At 65.1% G+C, this 18,724-nt stretch carries 18 protein-coding genes; 11 read left to right on the top strand and 7 right to left on the bottom strand.

Going from position 1 to position 18,724, the window contains the following annotated elements:
* A complete protein-coding gene (secA, locus tag BM002_RS15750; protein WP_092783923.1) occupies positions 1-2,751 on the top strand; it encodes a preprotein translocase subunit SecA in 2,751 nt (916 codons plus the stop codon).
* Positions 2,752-2,821: 70 nt separating this feature from the next.
* On the opposite strand, the gene BM002_RS15745 is transcribed toward secA, so the two are convergent.
* From BM002_RS15745 to BM002_RS19670, 3 genes are all read right to left on the bottom strand, one after another.
* Positions 2,822-3,085 carry a hypothetical protein gene (locus BM002_RS15745; RefSeq protein WP_092783436.1) on the bottom strand — a complete coding sequence of 88 codons (264 nt, stop codon included), beginning with the start codon at positions 3,083-3,085 and terminating at the stop codon, positions 2,822-2,824.
* A 119-nt stretch (positions 3,086-3,204) separates the two neighbouring features.
* Complete coding sequence (leuC, locus tag BM002_RS15740) at positions 3,205-4,626, bottom strand: 3-isopropylmalate dehydratase large subunit (protein ID WP_092783433.1); 1,422 nt, start codon at positions 4,624-4,626, stop codon at positions 3,205-3,207.
* Between the two features lie 59 nt (positions 4,627-4,685).
* Positions 4,686-4,820 (bottom strand): hypothetical protein, encoded by a 135-nt coding sequence (locus tag BM002_RS19670; RefSeq protein ID WP_281243842.1) that lies wholly within the window; start codon positions 4,818-4,820, stop codon positions 4,686-4,688.
* Between the two features lie 80 nt (positions 4,821-4,900).
* On the opposite strand from BM002_RS19670, the gene BM002_RS15735 reads away from it, so the two are divergent.
* Together BM002_RS15735 and BM002_RS15730 are read left to right on the top strand one after the other, a co-directional pair.
* A complete protein-coding gene (locus BM002_RS15735) occupies positions 4,901-6,883 on the top strand; it encodes a hypothetical protein (protein WP_092783430.1) in 1,983 nt (660 codons plus the stop codon).
* Positions 6,884-6,934: 51 nt separating this feature from the next.
* Positions 6,935-8,293: a mechanosensitive ion channel family protein gene (locus BM002_RS15730; protein WP_092783427.1), complete on the top strand. Its 1,359-nt coding sequence runs from the start codon at positions 6,935-6,937 to the stop codon at positions 8,291-8,293.
* Here the strand turns inward: BM002_RS15730 and BM002_RS15725 are convergent.
* Positions 8,248-8,463, bottom strand: a complete 216-nt coding sequence (locus BM002_RS15725) for a helix-turn-helix domain-containing protein (RefSeq protein ID WP_092783424.1) — start codon at positions 8,461-8,463, stop codon at positions 8,248-8,250. The genes BM002_RS15730 and BM002_RS15725 overlap by 46 nt on opposite strands.
* A complete protein-coding gene (locus tag BM002_RS15720) occupies positions 8,463-8,978 on the bottom strand; it encodes a hypothetical protein (protein ID WP_092783421.1) in 516 nt (171 codons plus the stop codon). Before BM002_RS15720 ends, BM002_RS15725 begins: the two co-directional genes overlap by 1 nt.
* Before the next feature lie 72 nt (positions 8,979-9,050).
* Between BM002_RS15720 and BM002_RS15715 the strand changes: the two genes are divergently transcribed.
* The 8 genes from BM002_RS15715 to BM002_RS15680 all read left to right on the top strand — a co-directional run bounded on the left by BM002_RS15715 (position 9,051) and on the right by BM002_RS15680 (position 15,671).
* Positions 9,051-9,566, top strand: a complete 516-nt coding sequence (locus tag BM002_RS15715; RefSeq protein WP_139212399.1) for a hypothetical protein — start codon at positions 9,051-9,053, stop codon at positions 9,564-9,566.
* 85 nt (positions 9,567-9,651) lie between these two features.
* Positions 9,652-10,098 (top strand): ribosome silencing factor, encoded by a 447-nt coding sequence (rsfS, locus tag BM002_RS15710; RefSeq protein WP_092783415.1) that lies wholly within the window; start codon positions 9,652-9,654, stop codon positions 10,096-10,098.
* Position 10,099: 1 nt separating this feature from the next.
* Positions 10,100-10,564, top strand: a complete 465-nt coding sequence (gene rlmH, locus BM002_RS15705; protein ID WP_092783412.1) for a 23S rRNA (pseudouridine(1915)-N(3))-methyltransferase RlmH — start codon at positions 10,100-10,102, stop codon at positions 10,562-10,564.
* A gap of 39 nt (positions 10,565-10,603) precedes the next feature.
* Positions 10,604-12,115: a 2,3-bisphosphoglycerate-independent phosphoglycerate mutase gene (gpmI, locus tag BM002_RS15700; RefSeq protein ID WP_092783409.1), complete on the top strand. Its 1,512-nt coding sequence runs from the start codon at positions 10,604-10,606 to the stop codon at positions 12,113-12,115.
* Positions 12,112-13,209, top strand: a complete 1,098-nt coding sequence (locus BM002_RS15695; RefSeq protein WP_092783405.1) for a murein hydrolase activator EnvC family protein — start codon at positions 12,112-12,114, stop codon at positions 13,207-13,209. Before gpmI ends, BM002_RS15695 begins: the two co-directional genes overlap by 4 nt.
* Before the next feature lie 9 nt (positions 13,210-13,218).
* Positions 13,219-14,547, top strand: coding sequence for a S41 family peptidase (locus BM002_RS15690; protein WP_092783402.1), 1,329 nt, complete (start codon positions 13,219-13,221; stop codon positions 14,545-14,547).
* Between the two features lie 49 nt (positions 14,548-14,596).
* On the top strand, positions 14,597-15,094 hold the full coding sequence (locus BM002_RS15685) for an RNA pyrophosphohydrolase (protein WP_092783399.1): 498 nt from the start codon (positions 14,597-14,599) through the stop codon (positions 15,092-15,094).
* A 94-nt stretch (positions 15,095-15,188) separates the two neighbouring features.
* Complete coding sequence (locus BM002_RS15680) at positions 15,189-15,671, top strand: hypothetical protein (protein ID WP_092783396.1); 483 nt, start codon at positions 15,189-15,191, stop codon at positions 15,669-15,671.
* Here BM002_RS15680 and ggt read toward each other — a convergent pair whose 3' ends face one another.
* Together ggt and BM002_RS15670 are read right to left on the bottom strand one after the other, a co-directional pair.
* Positions 15,672-17,402 (bottom strand): gamma-glutamyltransferase, encoded by a 1,731-nt coding sequence (ggt, locus tag BM002_RS15675; RefSeq protein WP_092783393.1) that lies wholly within the window; start codon positions 17,400-17,402, stop codon positions 15,672-15,674.
* 66 nt (positions 17,403-17,468) lie between these two features.
* Positions 17,469-18,704, bottom strand: a complete 1,236-nt coding sequence (locus tag BM002_RS15670; protein ID WP_092783390.1) for an MFS transporter — start codon at positions 18,702-18,704, stop codon at positions 17,469-17,471.
* Between the last annotated feature and the right edge of the window lie 20 nt (positions 18,705-18,724).

Below are 18,724 nucleotides of genomic sequence, written 5' to 3'. Positions count from 1 at the left end.
ATGCTGGGACTTGGATCAATCGCAAAGAAGGTGTTCGGAACACCCAACGACCGCAAGGTGAAGGCCACGTTGAAGATCGTGACCGCGATCAACGCGTTGGAGCCGGAATTCGCCGCGCTGACGGACGAACAGATCCAGGAGCGGACCGAGGCGCTGGCCGCCCGCGCGATGAAGGGCGAAAGCCTGGATGACCTGCTGCCCGAAGCCTTCGCCAATTGCCGCGAGGCCGCGCGCCGGGCCCTGGGCCTGCGCGCCTTCGACACCCAGCTTCTGGGCGGGATCTTCCTGCATCAAGGTAACATTTCCGAGATGAAGACCGGCGAGGGCAAGACCCTTGTCGCCACCTTCCCGGCCTATCTGAACGCCTTGTCGGGCAAGGGCGTCCATGTCGTCACCGTCAACGACTACCTGGCCCGGCGCGACGCCGAATGGATGTCCAAGGTCTATTCGGCCCTCGGTCTGACCACCGGCGTTGTCGTCCCGCAGCAACCCGAGGATGAAAAGCGCGCCGCCTATGCCGCCGACATCACCTATGCCACCAACAATGAGCTCGGGTTCGACTACCTGCGCGACAACATGCGCTCCTCCAAGGCCGACATGATGCAGCGGGGGCATAACTTCGCCATCGTGGACGAGGTGGACTCGATCCTGATCGACGAGGCGCGCACGCCCCTCATCATCTCGGGCCCGTCGGATGACCGCAGCGACATGTATGTCCGCGTCGACCAGCTGATCCCCGAAATACGCGACGAGCATTTCATCAAGGACGAAAAGCAGCGGTCCGTGAACTTCACCGATGAAGGCAACGAATGGCTGGAAGAGCGTCTGGTCGTGGCCGGTATCCTGCCCGAGGGCCAAAGCCTCTATGATCCGGAATCGACCACCATCGTCCACCACGTCAACCAGGGCCTGCGCGCGCACAAGCTGTTCCAGAAGGATCAGCACTACATCGTGCGCGACGATCAGGTCGTCCTGATCGACGAATTCACCGGGCGGATGATGACGGGTCGGCGCCTGTCGGACGGTCTGCACCAGGCCATCGAGGCCAAGGAAGGTGTGACGATCCAGAAGGAAAACATCACCCTCGCCTCGGTCACGTTCCAGAACTACTTCCGTCTCTATTCCAAGCTCTCCGGCATGACCGGCACGGCCACCACCGAGGCCGAGGAATTCATGTCGATCTATGGTCTGGGCGTGGTCGAGGTGCCGACGAACCGCCCGATCGCCCGGACCGACGAACACGATCAGGTCTATCGCTCCGCTGCCGAAAAGATCAGCGCCGTTGTCGAGGAAATCAAGACGGCGCACGCCAAGGGCCAACCGGTTCTGGTCGGCACCACGTCCATCGAGAAGTCCGAGATGCTGTCGCAACTCCTGACGCAGGAGGGGCTGACGCATAACGTCCTCAACGCCCGCCAGCATGAACAGGAGGCGCAGATCGTCGCCGATGCCGGCAAGTTTGGCGCGATCACCATCGCCACCAACATGGCCGGGCGCGGCACCGACATCCAACTGGGCGGCAACGTCGAGATGCGGGTGCTCCAGGCCCTCGCCGCGCAGCCCGAGGCCGACCCCGAAGCGGTGCGCCGGCAGATCGAAGGCGAAGTGGCCGCCGACCGCCAGAAGGTTCTGGACGCAGGCGGCCTGTTCGTTCTGGCGACCGAGAGGCACGAAAGCCGCCGCATCGACAATCAGCTTCGCGGCCGCTCGGGCCGTCAGGGTGACCCCGGGCGTTCGGTGTTCTTCCTGTCGCTCGACGATGACCTGATGCGCATCTTCGGATCGGACCGGCTGGAAAAGGTCCTGTCCACCCTTGGCATGAAAGAGGGCGAGGCGATCATCCACCCTTGGGTGAACAAGTCGCTGGAACGCGCGCAGGCCAAGGTCGAGGGACGCAATTTCGACATCCGCAAGCAGTTGCTCAAGTTCGACGATGTGATGAACGACCAGCGCAAGGCCGTCTTCGAACAGCGCCTTGAGATCATGGATGCCGATGACATCGGAGAAATCGCCCAGGACATGCGCCATCAGGTCGTCGACGATCTGGTGGACCGGTTCCTGCCGCCCAAGACCTATTCGGATCAGTGGGACGCCAAGGGCCTCTATGCCGAGGCGATCGAGACGCTTGGCGTGGATGCGCCCGTGATCGACTGGGCCGACGAGGATGGCGTCGATCAGGACGTGGTGCGCGAGCGGCTCTATGAGGCCACCGACAAGCTGATGGCCGAAAAGACCGAAGCCTTCGGCGCCGACCAGATGCGTCAGATCGAGAAGCAGTTCCTGCTCCAGACCATCGACGGCAAGTGGCGCGAACATCTGCTGACGCTGGAGCACCTGCGTTCGGTCGTGGGCTTCCGGGGCTATGCGCAGCGCGATCCGCTCAACGAATACAAGACCGAAGGCTTTCAGCTGTTCGAGACGATGCTCGACAGTCTGCGGGTCGATGTGACCAAGAAGCTGGCCCGTGTCCGCCCCCTGTCGGAGGAGGAGAAAAAGGCCATGGTCGAGCAGATGATTGCCCAGCAACGCGCCGCCGCCGGTGCCGCTGCCCCCGCGTCCGCCGCTCCCGCGCCTGCGCCCTTGGCGCAATCCGCCGCCCAGCCCGAAGCGCAGGAGGCAGAAGTCGCCGCAGGCGAAGCCGCCCCCGGTTTCGATGAAAACGACTCCTCGACCTGGGGCGAACCCGGCCGCAACGATCCCTGCCCCTGTGGGTCGGGCAAGAAGTTCAAGCACTGCCACGGCGCATTCTGAGCCGTCTTGAAAGGATTGTGAGGGTTGGTCCCGGACGCTTTTTTTTCCAGCGACCGGGGACTGCTGCGCTTCAATCGATCAAAAAGCAGCCATGCTCCTTGTCGATGGTCCTGGCGAGCGTCAATCCGGTCGCCTGTGACACGCGGATCAGATCGCGGGCCCTGAACTCCGATCCCGTCTGACTTGCTCGCTCCAGTCTTGCCCGGATATCTTCGCCAAGCGCGAAGAAAGCCGCATCGACGACACCAGCCGAGGCCTGGGCGCGTTGCGCCGTGTCGACCGCGGTCGGGCCTTGCCGAAAGGCGATGACGACATCGCGCTCTAACTTGGGCAAGGAGAATGCGAAACGTTCCAGATCACCGGATGGCCTTTAAGCATTGCACGCGGCGAGCATGGTGACCGCCGCGCTGCAGATGATCCAGACAGCCGTTTTGGCCTGCCTGCCCGTCATGTTCACATCATCTCGCGAACGTCGGTCAGACGTCCCGTGACGGCGGCGGCGGCGGCCATGGCGGGTGACATGAGGTGGGTGCGTCCGCCCCGACCCTGACGCCCCTCGAAGTTGCGGTTGGACGTGGCGGCACAGCGCTCGCCCGGCTGCAATTGGTCGGGGTTCATCGCCAGGCACATCGAACAGCCGGCCAGACGCCATTCGAACCCGGCCTCCTTGAAGATATCGGCCAGACCCTCTTCCTCGGCCTGGGCGCGGACCAGACCCGAGCCGGGAACGACCATGGCGCGCAGGCCGTCCTTGATCTTCTTGCCCTTCAGGATGGCGGCGGCGGCGCGCAGATCCTCGATCCGGCCATTGGTGCAGGAGCCGATGAAGACCGTATCGATGGCGACCTCCGACAGCGGCGTCCCCGGAGTCAGACCCATGTAATCGAGCGACCGCTTCGCCGCATCGACCTTGCCGCCCGTGAAATCGGAAGGCGAGGGCACCCGGGCGGTGATCGGCAGCACATCCTCGGGCGATGTGCCCCAGGTGACGACCGGGGCGATATCCTCGCCCGCGATGGTGACGACCTTGTCCCAATGAGCGTCGTCATCGGAATAGAGCGTCTTCCACCAGGCCAGCGCGGCTTCCCACTGGGCGCCCTTGGGGGCGTGGGGGCGACCCATGCAGTATTCAAACGTCTTCTCGTCCGGCGCGATGAGGCCTGCGCGCGCGCCGCCTTCGATCGCCATGTTGCAGACGGTCATCCGACCTTCCATCGACAGGTCGCGGATCGCCTCGCCGCAGTATTCGATGACATAGCCGGTGCCGCCCGCCGTGCCGGTCTTGCCGATGACGGACAGGGTGATGTCCTTGGCGGTGACCCCGGGGCGCAGCTTGCCCGTGATCTCGACCTTCATGTTCTTGGCGCGGCGCTGGATCAGGGTTTGGGTGGCCAGCACATGCTCCACCTCGGAGGTGCCGATGCCGTGGGCCAGGGCGCCAAAGGCCCCGTGGGTCGCGGTGTGGCTGTCGCCGCAGACGACGGTCATGCCAGGCAGGGTCCAGCCCTGTTCGGGGCCGACGATGTGGACGATGCCCTGACGGACGTCGGACACGGGGTAATAGTGGATGCCGAAATCCTTGGCGTTCTTGTCCAGCGCCTCGACCTGGATGCGGCTGTCCTCGGTCATGGTCGCGGCATTGGCGCGGTCCAGCGTGGTGGGCACGTTGTGGTCGGGCACGGCGATGGTCTTGTCGGGCGCGCGGACCTTGCGGTTCGTCATGCGCAAGCCTTCGAAGGCCTGGGGCGACGTGACCTCGTGGACAAGGTGGCGGTCGATATAGAGAAGGCAGGTGCCATCCTCGGCCTCATGGGCGAGATGGGCATCCCAGATCTTGTCATAGAGTGTGCGGGCTTTGGTCGTTTGGCCGGTCATCGCGTCGGATTCCTTGGCTGATGTGTCTGGATGTCTGTCGAACGGAGGGATCGGGCGCGTCAACCGCGCGCCGTCGCACCATGGGCACGGCCAAAGAACCGCCAGGGCAGGAAGGCATGATCGGACAGGTCGTGCACGCGTTTCATGTCTGTCCCATAGCCGGTCCGGGCTTCGGTCACAAGAAACGCTCGCACTGGATGCGGATCGAGAAAACATGATTGCGGGGCGGGGGGCAAACCCGCAAACAGATCGTTGAATGACAAGGGTTTCAGCCATGAAAATGCGGATTGTCGGGGTCCTGGCTGTCGTGGCCGTGGTTGCGGCCGGTGTTGTCGCCTATCTGCAGACCGTGAGAACGCCTTGGGCCGAGGTCAAGACGCCCGTTCTGTTGACGGCGTCCGAGTTCAAGTTGATCGAAGGGCTCGATGGACCGGATCTGACCGTAACTGGCGAAACTCACGGATTTTTCGCGGATGCAATCATTGATCTCGCGAACCAGCTTTCGGCGATCCTGGACGAGGGGTATGCCGCTTTCGACCCCGATGCAGGGACGCTGACGTTCTACATTGCAGGTCAGACCATGGTCTCTCCGGTGTCGATGACCGATGGCCGCGTGCAGTTGGCAGAGATGCCCGGTTCCGGTGCTGCTTTCATCGACCCGTCGACCGATGCGTTGGCCTTTACGTTTCTGGCACCGATCGAAGGCTTTGGTGATGATATCGCCCTGAGCGTGACGTTCGTTACGACCGAAGATGTGGCCGACCGGATCGCAGGCCAGCAGAAGCTGCAGGAAGATCAGCGCGTCGCATTGGCCGCATGGCAGGTGGAGGTCGACAGGCTCACGCAGGCCTTGGCGCAGGAGCCGTCTTTCAGCGGGCCGACCCGGCAACTGCGACTGCCGGGCTGGAGGCACTGGATTTCGGTGCCCGTGGATCTGACCTGGGGCAATTGGCCCGACTTCCCGCGCCTCGAATTTCAGGATCCGGCCGGTCTACTGGCGACCCTCAACGTATTCATCACACCGGAAGGGGAGGCCGGTCAGGTCCTGGCGGCGGAGCGGGCGGCGGCCATCGACGCCCCGCCCGAGCAACTGGCGCTGCTGCATGATACGGACGACGGATTCGTGATCGCCCGGGTCGGTCAGCCGCATTTCGCGATGTTCCGGGCGGGATCGAACGGGGTAGAGTACCTTGTCTGGACGAAGAGCGCCGATGTTGACGATATCGCGACGGTACGGGCTGCGGCGTCGTCGATCGTCGAGAGGGATATGGATGCCGCGGAGGTCCTGACCGCACCGGCGGACATGCGGGGCAGGATGGCAGGGCGTGGCCTTGATTTGACGCTTGATCCCGACAGCGCCGCGCGTCTGGTCGCCGAGATGTCCGACCTGTTCAAGACGACTGCCCTGATGTCGAAACACGGGTTTGCAAAGGCCGAAAGCTCGATCTACATCAAGAAGAACGCCGAGGATTTCCCCTTCGCCAGTGTCGGCGTTCTGTGCCGTCCTGAACCGGACGCGGGTATCGACCTATCGACCTATCACCCGGAATTCATTGCGAGCGCTGGCTTTCGGTTCGCGGCGTTCGCCCATTCCACGCAGTCGATCGCCATTGCCGTCGAGACCGGTGCCTTTGCGCAAAACCGAGAAATGACCGAGGAGGAGCAGAGCGCGTCGATGACCCATGGCAACGACCTTCTGCCCGAGGCCCTTTGGTTGGCGGACGGGCCCGATCGGTCTGTCGGCGTCGCGGGACCGATGTTTTTCGTCTATCTGCGCAGGCCCGGGGCCGCGCTCGACATGATCTGCGGACTGTCGCACGAAGATCCGGTGACTCTGCGTCTGTTCGAGCAGGGCTTCGCCAGTCTGGAATTTCCGGCAGGACCCGAAAATCTCCCGCTTGCCGCTGAAACGATGTTCCGACGCTATCCTTTCGTCAGGGATTTTGCCCCGGACCTGTTCGAGGTCCCGGATACCGAGACGGGTGGATCGCGGATCGTTCGGGCGGATGGTACCGACCTTTTGGGTCGGGCCTATGATCAGTTCCGAACCCATGACGCCGTCGGTGTCTTCACGGCGCGGATCGTGGAGGGGCAGGAGGGCCTCTGGACGTTCGACGGAGAGCAGTTACTGCCACCGATCTACACGGACTTTGACGAAGCCGAAGATATCGCGCCGGGTGTGATGCGCGTCGAGAGCGGTGACCGAGTCCGCTATTTTTCCGTTCCGGAGCGCCGTTTCATCAACGTGACCCGCTGACCAAAGGCCGCACCCGATTGCCAAGCGCCATTGGGCACGCGAAGGTGAGGCATGGAAGAAGATATCCTCGAAGCAATCCCCCTCAAGGATGAGCTGCTGCGCATCTGGGGCAATGTCACCGGCTTTACGAGCGACCTGCTTCAGCCGGGTTGGAAGCTGTGGCAGGTGTTGATCGTTCTGGCGATCATGGTCATCGCGCTGTTGTTGCGCAGATGGGCCGCCGACCGCATGACGGCCTGGATGCGCGGTCAGACGGGACGGCCGAAGTGGCAACTGCGGGCCCTGGTCATCGTTCGCAACCGGCTTGGGCTGATCATCTTTGCCTTGCTCGCCTGGGCCGTCTTCATCGCCATGCGCGAGATGACCTGGCCATCGCGAAGCTATCTGGTGGGACTGTCGGCCACGATTGCCAACGCCTGGGTGGTGGTGGCCTTCGTGTCGCGACTGGTCAAGAACCCCTTCCTGCGCAAGATCGTGACCTGGGGCCTCTGGGGCTATGTGACTCTGTTCTACCTCGGTATTCTGGAGGAAACGAAGGCCGCGCTCGAGGCCGCCGCGATCCAGTTCGGCGAATTCCGCCTGTCGATCCTGGGCGTTCTGACAGCGCTCGTGGCCATCGGGATCTTCTTCGCCGTCGCCCGGTTCCTGGCGGTGACCACGACGGCGCGGATTTCCAAGGTCGAGGATATCAGCCCGTCGATGCGCGTGCTGATGGTCAAATTGCTACAGATCATCCTCTATGCCGGGGCGTTCTTTCTGGGTCTCAAGGCCGTCGGCTTCGACTTGACCGGGCTTGCGGTGCTGTCGGGCGCGATCGGTGTGGGCCTGGGTTTCGGCCTGCAAAAGGTCGTGTCGAACCTGGTGTCGGGTGTCATCATCCTGCTCGACAAGTCGATCAAGCCGGGCGACGTCATTTCGGTCGGGGATACCTTCGGCTGGATCAATTCGCTGACGGCGCGCTACGTGTCGATCACGACGCGGGACGGCAAGGAATACTTGGTTCCGAACGAGGATCTGATCACCGGCCTCGTGGTCAACTGGTCCCATACGAACCAGCTGGTCCGTCTCGATATCTACTTCGGCACCGCCTATTCCGACGACCCGCACGTGGTGCGCCGGGTCGCCATCGAGGCGGCGCTGGCGACCGAGAGGGTGCTGTCGATCAAGGCGCCGGTCTGCCACATCGTGGGCTTCGGGGATTCCAGCGTCGACTACATCCTGCGGTTCTGGATCAACGATCCGACCGACGGGCTGACCAACATTCGCGGCAATGTCTACCTCGCCCTGTGGGACGCATTCCGCGAGAACGGGATTTCGATCCCCTTCCCGCAGCGCGAAGTCCGGATGCTGGGCGACGCCCCGTTTCACCCCGACGAGGCGGGCGAGGCCTCCAGCAAGTCGCCCGGCTGACAGTCGAGGACCTCGCAGAGCTTCGCCAGCGTCTCGAACCGGATGCCCTTGACCTTGCCGGACTTCAGAAGGCTCAGGTTCTGTTCGCTGATCCCGATTTCCGCGGCGACGTCGCGGCCCGTGCGTTTGCGCAGGGCCAGGACGACATCCAGTCGTACGATGATCTCCATCACACGAACCCCCGGTTTTCGTCGGCCTGTCGCGCCGCCTCGACCAGGGCCCAACCGACCACCATCAGCAACCCGCCGGTCAGCAGGAACCAGATTTCCGTATTCGATATGCCGACGGCCAGCTGTCGTTGTCCGGGCGGATTGGCCCAGGTCAAAAGGACGCCCTGCACCGCCGTCGCCACGATGTTGCAACCCGCGAGGGCAAGCAGGCCGCCGCCCGCCCGCTGGAGGGTCTGCGCACTCTCAAGCGTCAGGATGTCCCCCGCCGCATAGGCCCCGAACAGGGCGCGCACCTGCCAGAGCACGTAGATGCCGACAGCCATCAGAAGCGCCTCGATCAGGACATAGCCCGTCACGGCGCCCGCGCCCGGTGGTGTCACGATATTCAACGTCGGATTGCCCGCGATCAGGGCGTCGACCGTGAAAGCCCCGGTTGCCAACCCGAACAGGATCAGGGCGGGAACAGCGCCGATCAGCACCGTCGTCAGCAGGCCAAGCCAGCGGGACGTTTGCATTACTCTCTTGACGGTCATCTCATCCCTCGTATTCAATGTTTAATGTAAAACAGTAAAAATATGAGAATCAGCATGAAGTCAATATCCCTTCTTCCCGCCCTTGCCCTGATCCTTGCGGGGTGCGGCTCGCTCGTGCCCTCCACGGTGCTGCGCGCCTCCTCTCTCGATCCCCTGACGGCCGATCCTGCCGTGCTGGCGGCCTATCCGGTCCTGCCGGACGGCATCGGCCTCGTCCCCGGCGAAAGCCGCCTGATCCTGTCCGGCGTGCGCGACGACACCGGCGAGGAGAACCGACAGGAGTATGTCCTGATCGCCCAGGACGGCGGCTATCGAATCGATCCCCGCGATCATGCCCGGCTGCGCGGGCAACAGGCCGCCCTCGCGGAGTGGAAGACCGGTCCGGGGATGGAGGGCAGCCTGAGCATCTTCCTCGCCCCTTGTCGGATCGGGGACGGTCCGTCGGCGGATGCGCGCTATGCCGTGGACGTGTCTTTCGCCGCCGATGGCGAACGATTGCCGCTCCTGCGAGACGCGCCGTTGTCGGATCTGGGGATCGACGTGGAGGGGATGCCCGACTGCCGGACGTGACGGCGCGCCTTGATCCCCGGCAGCAAAGGGCCCATGTCGCCCTGTGATTGTTGCCGGGGCCGCCCCCCGGTGTTACCCTGTTGCCATGCTGCGCCCCGACAGGCGCCCCATTTTTCCGGAGGATCGGACACTGTCTGCCGATACTGTTGCTGCCCACGAGGCCGCCACCGCCCCCAAGGGCACCAACCTCAGCGCCGAGACGCTGGAGCTTATCCTGACCACACTGGATGCCGAAAAGGCCGAGGAGATCGTGCAGATCGACCTGGCCGGCAAGTCCACCATCGCCGATCACATGGTCGTCTGTTCGGGTCGGTCGACCCGTCAGGTGACCGCGCTGGCCGAGAAGCTGTCCGAAAAGCTGAAGACCCTTCTGGGTCGCACGGCCCGGGCCGAGGGCAAGGCGCAGGGCGACTGGGTTCTGCTGGATGCGGGGGATGTCATCGTCCACATCTTCCGTCCCGAGGTGCGCGAATTCTACCAGCTCGAAAAGATGTGGCAGGATCCGTCCGCCCAACCGACCCGCCCAAGCTGACGTGAAGCTGCAGCTGATCGCCGTCGGTCGGCTGCGCAAGGGGCCGGAAAAGGTCCTTGTGGACGACTACCTCGACCGCTTCGCCAAGGCCGGTCGTGGTCTGGGGCTGCCGCCGCTTCACCTTGCCGAAGTCGAGGGCAAGGGTGCGGGCATGGCCCCCGAGGCCGAGGCCATCGAGCGGGCCCTGACCCCCGGTGCGCTGATCGCCATTCTGGACGAACGCGGGCAGGTGATGTCGTCGCCCGATTTCGCGGATCGTCTTGGCCAATGGCGCGATCAGGCGCGGGACGTCAGCTTCGTGATCGGTGGGGCCGACGGCATCGACCCCGCTCTGCGCGCCCGCGCAGATGTCGCGATCAGTTTCGGGTCGATGGTCTGGCCGCACATGCTCGTCCGCGTCATGCTGAGCGAGCAGTTGTACCGCGCCGCCTCGATCCTGGCCGGGTCCCCCTACCATCGGGTGTGATCCGGGCTTAGAACGGCTGCGACCCACCCCGGAGGCCCCATGCAGAAAAAACCCGTGATCCTGTGCATCCTCGACGGTTGGGGTATCAGCGACCGGCCCGAGCAATCGGCCCCCGACTGCGCGCACACGCCGAATTTCGACTGGCTGATGGCGACGTGCCCCCATGCGACCCTGACGACCTTCGGCCCCGCCGTGGGCCTGCCCGAGGGGCAGATGGGCAATTCCGAGGTCGGCCACATGAACATCGGCGCGGGCCGCGTCGTCTGGATGGACCTGGGCCTGATCGACAAGTCGGTGGCCGATGGCACCTTTGGCGATGAACCGACCCTGACCGACTGGATCGCCGGGCTGAAGGACAGCGGGGGCCGTGCGCATCTGATGGGCGTGATCTCTGATGGGGGGGTGCATGGCCATATCGAGCACCTGCTGGCCGCCTGCCACGCGGTGACAGCGGCGGGCGTGCCGGTCGTCGTCCATGCCATAACCGACGGACGCGACGTGCCCCCCCGATCCGCCGAAGGCTTCGTCGATCAAGTGCTTCAGGGTTTGCCCGACGGGGCCACGGTCGGCACGCTGACAGGGCGCTATTTCGCCATGGACCGCGACAACCGGTGGGACCGGGTCCAACGCGCCTGGGCCGCGATGGTCTGGGCCGAGGGCGAGCATGCGGAGGGCGCGACCGAAGCCCTGTCCGCCGCCCGCGCGCGCGACGAAAGCGACGAGTTCATCCAGCCTTCCGTTCTGGGCGATTATGACGGGATGGAGGATGGCGACGGTGTCTTCTGCCTGAACTTCCGCGCCGACCGGGCCCGCGAAATCCTGGCGGCGCTGGCCGATCCGGACTTCGACGGTTTCGAGACGAAGGACCGCCCCAAGCTGCGGATGCTGGGCATGGTCGACTATTCCAAATCGCACGACGCCTATATGGCCACCGTCTTTCCGAAACAGACGGTCCCGAACACCCTGGGACACTGGGTTTCCGGCAAGGGCCTGACCCAGTTCCATCTGGCCGAGACCGAGAAATACCCCCATGTGACGTTCTTCCTGAATGGCGGGGTCGAGGCACCGGAGCCGGGCGAGGATCGTTTCATGCCCAAATCGCCGGATGTCGCGACCTATGACCTGCAACCCGAAATGTCGTCCGTCGAGGTGACGGACCAGTTCGTCGCCGCCATCGAAAAGGGCTATGACCTGATCGTGGTCAATTACGCCAACCCCGACATGGTCGGCCATACTGGCGATCTGGCGGCGGCGACGAAGGCCTGCGAGGCCGTCGATGCCGGTCTGGGGCGCGTGCTGGCTGCCCTTGAGGGGCGGGACGCGGCGATGATCGTCTGCGCGGACCACGGCAATTGCGAAACCATGGTCGATCCGGTCACGGGCAAGGCGCATACCGCCCATACGCTGAACCCCGTTCCGGTCATCCTCTATGGCGGGCCCGACGGGGCGAGTCTGCGTGACGGCAAACTTGGCGACATCGCGCCGACCCTGCTTGCGCTGATGGGCCTCGACACGCCGCCCGAAATGACCGGGAAGACCCTTCTGGGATGATCTGGCGCGCGACCCTGTTGCTGGCCGTTCTGGCGTTTCCGGCTTTGGCGCAGACGCCCGTGGCCTCGGCGCGGTCGGCGGCGGTCGACCTGGCGCGGGCGGCCCAGACCCTGCAACAGGCACAGGACCCTGCGGCCCGCGTGCGGGCATTGACCGGCGTCGTCGAAGCCTATGAGGCGGGCCAGTCGGCCCTGCGCGCGGGCCTGCGGCAGGCCGCGGTGCGGCAGGCCACCCTGACCGAGGATCTGGCCGCGCGCGAGGCGCAGATCGCCCAACTTCTGGGGGCGTTGCAGGCGATGGACCGGATGCCCGCGCCCCTGATGCTGATCCATCCGACGGGTCCGCGCGGCACCGCGCAGGCCGCGATGATGTTGCAGGATGTCGCGCCCGCCCTGTCGGCCCAGGCCGACGACCTGCGCCGTGACCTGGCCGAGATCGAGGCGCTGGAGACCCTGGAGCAGACGGCCGCCACGTCCATCGACGGGGGCTTGTCCCTGGTGCAGGACGCCCGCGTCGCCCTCTCCGAGGCGATGGCCGAGCGCACCGACCTGCCCGTGCCCGTTGCCGCCGACATGAGCCGGATCGCCGATCTTCTGGCGCGAGTCGATGACCTGACCGCCTTTGCCGATCAACTGGAGGCCCTGCGCCTCGATCAGGCCGCCGATCCGCAGCGCCCCTTGCCCCTGCCGGTGCCCGGCACCCTGCTGCGCGGCTTTGGCGATCGCGACGCCGCCGGGATCACGCGCCCGGGCCTGATCCTTGAAACGCCCCCCGGGGCGCTCGTGTCGGCGCCCGCGCAGGGGACCGTTCGCTATGCCGGACCGCTCCTCGACTACGAAAACGTGATCGTGCTGGAGCCGCGCGCCGACCTTCTGCTGGTGTTCGCAGGCCTCTCGACGGTTTATCTTGAGGCAGGGCAGATCGTGGACCGCGGGGCCGAAATGGGCCTGATGGGGGATGGGTCGCCGGTTTTGGCCGATTTGCCGCAGGATAATGAAACGGATGGTGGCGCATCCCGCGCCGAAACGCTTTATATCGAAGTCAGACAGGGCGGAACGCCCATTGATCCGGCGACATGGTTCGCCACCGAGTAGGGGAACGAGATGAAGAAGTTTGCAATGGCCGCCGGATGCGGCGTTCTGGCCGGTATCCTGGCGACGACCCAGGTGGCCGGCCCGCTTCTGGCGCAGGAAGCCAAGGAGGCGACGGTCTACGAACAGCTCGACCTCTTCGGGATCGTGTTCGAGCGCATCCGCAACCAATACGTGGAGGAAGTGGACGAGGGCGAATTGATCGAAGCGGCTATCAACGGCATGCTGACGTCGCTCGACCCGCACAGCTCCTATCTTCCGCCAAACGATTTCGAAGAAATGCAGACCGATACCCGCGGTGAGTTCGGCGGTCTCGGCATCGAGGTCACGCAGGAAGAGGGCTACGTAAAGGTCATCACGCCGATGGACGGCACCCCCGCCTATGAGGCCGGGGTCGAGGCGGGCGATTTCATCACCGCCGTCGATGGCGAAAGCATCCTCGGCCTGACGCTGGAGGAAGCGGTGACCATGATGCGCGGCCCCGTCGGCAGCGATATCATCGTCACCATCGTGCGGGAGGGTCTGGAAGAGCCACTCGACATCACAATCACCCGCGACACCATCAAGCTGACCGCCGCCCGCGTCCGCCAGGAAGGCGACAGCGTCGTGATCCGCGTCTCCACCTTCAACGATCAGACGATGCCGAACGTCATCGACGGCTTCGAGAAGACTGTCGAGGAAATGGGCGGCATGGAGAACGTGAACGGTATCGTCCTCGACCTGCGCAACAACCCGGGTGGCCTGCTGAATGCGGGCGTCGATCTTGCGGATGCCTTCCTCGAGCAGGGCGAGATCGTGTCGACCCGCACCCGCAATGCCGAAGGCGGCGACCGCTTCAATGCGCAGTCGGGCGACATCGTGACCGGCTTGCCGATGGTCGTGCTGATCAACGGCGGCTCGGCCTCGGCCTCGGAAATCGTGGCGGGTGCCTTGCAGGATCACCGCCGGGCGGTGGTCGTCGGCACCAAGTCGTTCGGCAAGGGCAGCGTCCAGACCATCATGCCGGTCCAGGGGGATGGCGCGATGCGCCTGACGACGGCGCGGTATTACACGCCCTCGGGCCGGTCGATCCAGGCGCTCGGCATCAGCCCCGACATCGTCGTGGTCCAGCCGCGCCGCGACCCGGATGCCGAGACCGAGGAAGAGACGACCGCACCCCGCCGCTCCGAAGCGGGGCTGCGCGGCTCGCTCAGCAACGACAGCCTGACCGAGGATCAGCAGGAGCAGGTTCTCAAGGAGCAGGCCGCCGCCGAAGAGGCCGCCAAGCTGCGCGAAGAGGACTACCAGATGGCCTATGCCATCGACATCCTCAAAGGTCTGAACGCGATCGAAGCCAATTGATCGACAATCCGGGGCGGGCGCTGGCCTGCCCCGGATGCGGACCGCTCCCATGACCCCCGATGATATCGCCAAATTGCCCTATCGGCCCTGTGCCGGGGTCTGCCTGACCAATCCGCAAGGGCTTGTCTGGGTCGGTGAACGCATCGACCGACCCGCCGGTGTTCCCGCCGCCTGGCAGATGCCGCAAGGCGGGATCGACCCCGGTGAAGACCCTCGCGACGCCGCCCTGCGCGAATTGCAGGAAGAGACCGGCCTGTCCCCCGATGCGGTGGTCCTGCACGGCGCGTTGTCGGCCCCGCTGCCCTATGATCTGCCGCACGACCTTGTGCCCAACCTGTGGAAGGGCCGGTATCGCGGGCAGATGCAGCATTGGTTCCACATGACCTATGACGGGCCGGACGATGCCGTGGACCTCGATTATCACGTGCGGGAGTTCAGCCGTTGGGCCTGGATGCCTGCCGCCGAGGTGGCGGAGCGGATCGTGCCCTTCAAGCGCGACATCTATGCGGCGGTCTTCCGGGAATTCGGCCTGCTCGACGCCGGGTGATCGGCGGAACCTCGCCCCCGCGCCGCCCTCGTTATTGTCTATCGGCGGCCCCGCGCTCAGGTCTGGTGCAACCCCGAAACACCAAGAGGCATCCATGACCCGTCTGATCCTTGCCAGCCTTCTGTCCACCGCCATCGCCGGGCAGGCCAGCGCCCTGTCCTGCCTTCGGGCGGATGTCGCCCGCACCTTCGCGACAGCAAACGAGGCCGAGGCGCAATATGTCATCGCCGTCGGAACGATGCGCCTGCTTCCGGGTGAATCCATCCCCGAGCAGGCCGGCGATCCCAACGAAAAGCAGGGCTATTCCGTCAAGACCCGCTTCGACGGGCGGCTGGCGGCCCTTGACGGTTTCACCCAGGATGCCGCCTTTCCGCTGACGGTCGAGGTCGAATGCGCCGGACCGTGGTGTGGCGGTGTGCCGGTCAATCGCGTGCTGGTCTTCATCGAACGGCGCGGAGACGAGAACGTGTTGGTCGAAGGCCCCTGCCCGCAATTCGCGATCCCGGCCACGACCGAGACCCTGGACAGCGCCTTGTCCTGCCTGCGGGGCGAGGCCTGCGAGGCGGGTGACTTCTGATCACTCGCCGATGGCCACGCCCTCGCGCCGGGGGTCGGCCCCGCCGGTCAACCCCTCGCCGATGGCAATGGCATGGAGGCCCGAGTTCAGATCGCGGGCGCTTACCTCGAACCCGAGGGCCGTCAGCTCTTCGGACAGGCCTTCTGCGGTCGTCCCCGCCTCGACGTCATAGGTGCCGAACCGGTTGACCAGATGCGGCAGGCTGACGGCGGCTTGAACATCCATGCCCCAATCCATGTGGGCGATGATGGTCTTGGCGACATAGCCGATGATCCGGCTGCCGCCCGGGCTCCCCACGACCAGAACCGGCTTGCCGTCCTGCATCACGATTGTCGGCGCCATGGAGGACCGGGGCCGCTTGCCCGGCTCCACGCGGTTGGCAATCGGGACGCCGTCGGAATGGGTCTCGAAACTGAAATCCGTCAATTCGTTGTTCAGAAGGAACCCGCCCGGCGCGAGCAGGCGGGAGCCGAAGCCGTTCTCGATCGTCGTCGTCATCGACAGGGCGTTTCCGTATTGATCGACAATCGAGATATGCGAGGTCGAGGGCAGCTCCAGCGACCGGTCATCGGCCCAGAGCATCGCGTGATCCCAGGGGGGCGAACCTGCGCTCACCTCGGTCAGGGCCATGTCGCCCGACAGAAGCTGCGCGCGTTCCGCCAGATAGGCCGGATCGACCAGCCCCTTGGTGGGCATGGGCACGAAATCGCTGTCGGCCATGTAGCGGCCCCGGTCCGCAAAGGCGAGGCGGGAGGCGTCGCCGATCAACCGCCAGGCTTCGGCGGAGTCGGGACCGAGGGTGGCCAGGTCGTAGGGCTCCAGCAGGCCCAGGATCTGTCCCACGGTCAGCGCGCCGGACGACGGCGGCCCCATCCCGCAGACATCCGCACCGCGATATTCGACGCAGACGGCGGGCCTCTCCTTGATATCGTAGGCTGCCAGATCGTCCAGCGTCATGACGCCGGGCTGTGCCGCGCTGCGGATCGTGGCGACGATCCCTTCCGCCACTTCGCCGGAATAGAAGGCATCCGCCCCATCGGCCGCCAAGGCACGAAGGGTTGCGGCATAGGCCGGGTTTCGTAGCGTCTCGCCCTTTTGCAGGGGCGCGCCATTCGGCAGGAAATAGGCCGCCGTTGCCTCGGATGTCGCCAGCCGCTCCGCGTCTTCGGTCACCAGCATGGCCAGACGGAGCGAGACCGCAAAGCCGTCTTCGGCGTGGCCGATGGCCTCGTCGAACAGGCTGCCCCAATTGGTGCGGCCCCATCGGCGGTGCGCCTCCTCCATCAGCATCGGTGTTCCGGGCGTTCCGACCGACAGTCCGCCGACCACCGCATCGAAGAAGCCCAGAGGCTCGCCGTCTTTCTGGAACAGCGTGGGGGTCGCGGCCATGGGTGCGGTTTCGCGTCCGTCCAGCGTGGTCAGCGCGCCGGTCGCCGCGTCATACCAGACGAGGAAGGCGCCGCCGCCCAGACCCGAGGACTGCGGCTCGACCAGTCCCAGAACCGCCTGAACCGCGACCATGGCATCCGCGGCGGTGCCCCCTTCGCGCAGGACCCGCGCGCCCGCCTCGGCGGCCAGCGGATTTGCCGCCGCGACCATCCAGTTGTCGGACGTGACGGGGGCCGAGACCTCTCCGACAAGGCTCGTTGCGGCCTCGGGGGCGACGGAATCGGTGGCTTGCTGGGCATAGGCGGGGCTGACCAGAAGCAGCAGGGCAAGGGCTATGCGCATCGGGGGTCTCCTGTCGGGCTATGGGATGCCCGCAGGGTTGACGCAAATTGACCCAAGGGCAACCCTTCAGGTCGCGCGCAGGCGCAACGGCACTTCCTTGATCGGCAGATGCACAATGGCCGACAGCAGGCCCACGCCGACGCCGACCCACCAGACGGCCACATAGCTGCCGGTGCTGTCATAGAGCGTGCCGCCAAGCCAGACGCCCAGGAAACTGCCCAACTGATGGCTGAAAAACACGAGGCCATAGAGCGTGCCCATGTAGCGCAACCCGTAGATATGCGCGACCAGCCCCGAGGTCAGAGGCACCGTCGCCAGCCAGAGCGACCCCATGGCCACCGAGAACAGGATCACCGAAAGCGGCGTGATGGGCAGCGCGATGAAAAGTGCGGCAACGACCGTCCGCCCCAGATAGATGCCCGCCAGCAGGTATTTCCGGCTGTAGCGTTTGCCGAGGTATCCGGCATAGAGCGTGCCCGCGATATTGGCGAGGCCGATCAGGCTGATGGATACGGCGCCCAGGGCCGATGTCGTCGTGATCCCCATGGAATAAAGCGTGGACCCTGGGTCGATGGGCCCGCACATCTCGGTCACCAGCGCCGGAAAATGCGCGGTGATGAACGCCAGCTGATAGCCGCAGGAAAAGAAACCGACGAAGATCAGGCCGTAGGACGGATCGCGGAACGCCTTGTTCAGGATCGACCCCAGGCTTTCCTCCAGCTCTGCCTTGCTGGCCGACGGGGCGCGCATGAAAGGCAAGGCGAACAGGGCAAGGCCGGTCACGGCGGCGAAGATCACGAAGACCTCCTGCCAGGAATAGAACCCCAGCAACCACTCGGCCACGGGGGCGCCGAACACCTGACCCAGCGACCCGGCCGCCGTCGCGATGGCCAGCGTCATGGAGCGGTTCTCGTCCGAAGATGCGCGTCCCACCACGGCCAGGATCACGCCGAACCCCATGCCCGCGATGCCGAAGCCCACCAGCACCTCGAGCAGTTGATGCGCCCCCGGCGTCGTGGCGAAGGACGACAGGACAAGGCCTGCCGAATAGCAGATGACCCCTAGGATGATTGCCTTGCGGTCACCGAAGCGGTCGGCAATCGCGCCGAAGATCGGCTGTCCGATGCCCCAGGCGAGGTTCTGGATCGCGATGGCCAAGCTGAATTCGGCGCGGGGCCAGCCGAACTCGGTCGCAATCGGAAGCTGGAAGACGCCGAAACTGGCGCGGATCGCGAAGCCGATCAGCAAAACGATGCAGCCGGAGATCAGGACGGGGGTCATCAGGCGGGAGGTTTGGGTCATGGACGACGTTGAGCCTGCCG

It is taken from the genome of Jannaschia pohangensis (assembly GCF_900113875.1).
Lineage (GTDB): Bacteria > Pseudomonadota > Alphaproteobacteria > Rhodobacterales > Rhodobacteraceae > Jannaschia > Jannaschia pohangensis.
This window is presented reverse-complemented; position numbering and strand designations above follow the sequence as displayed.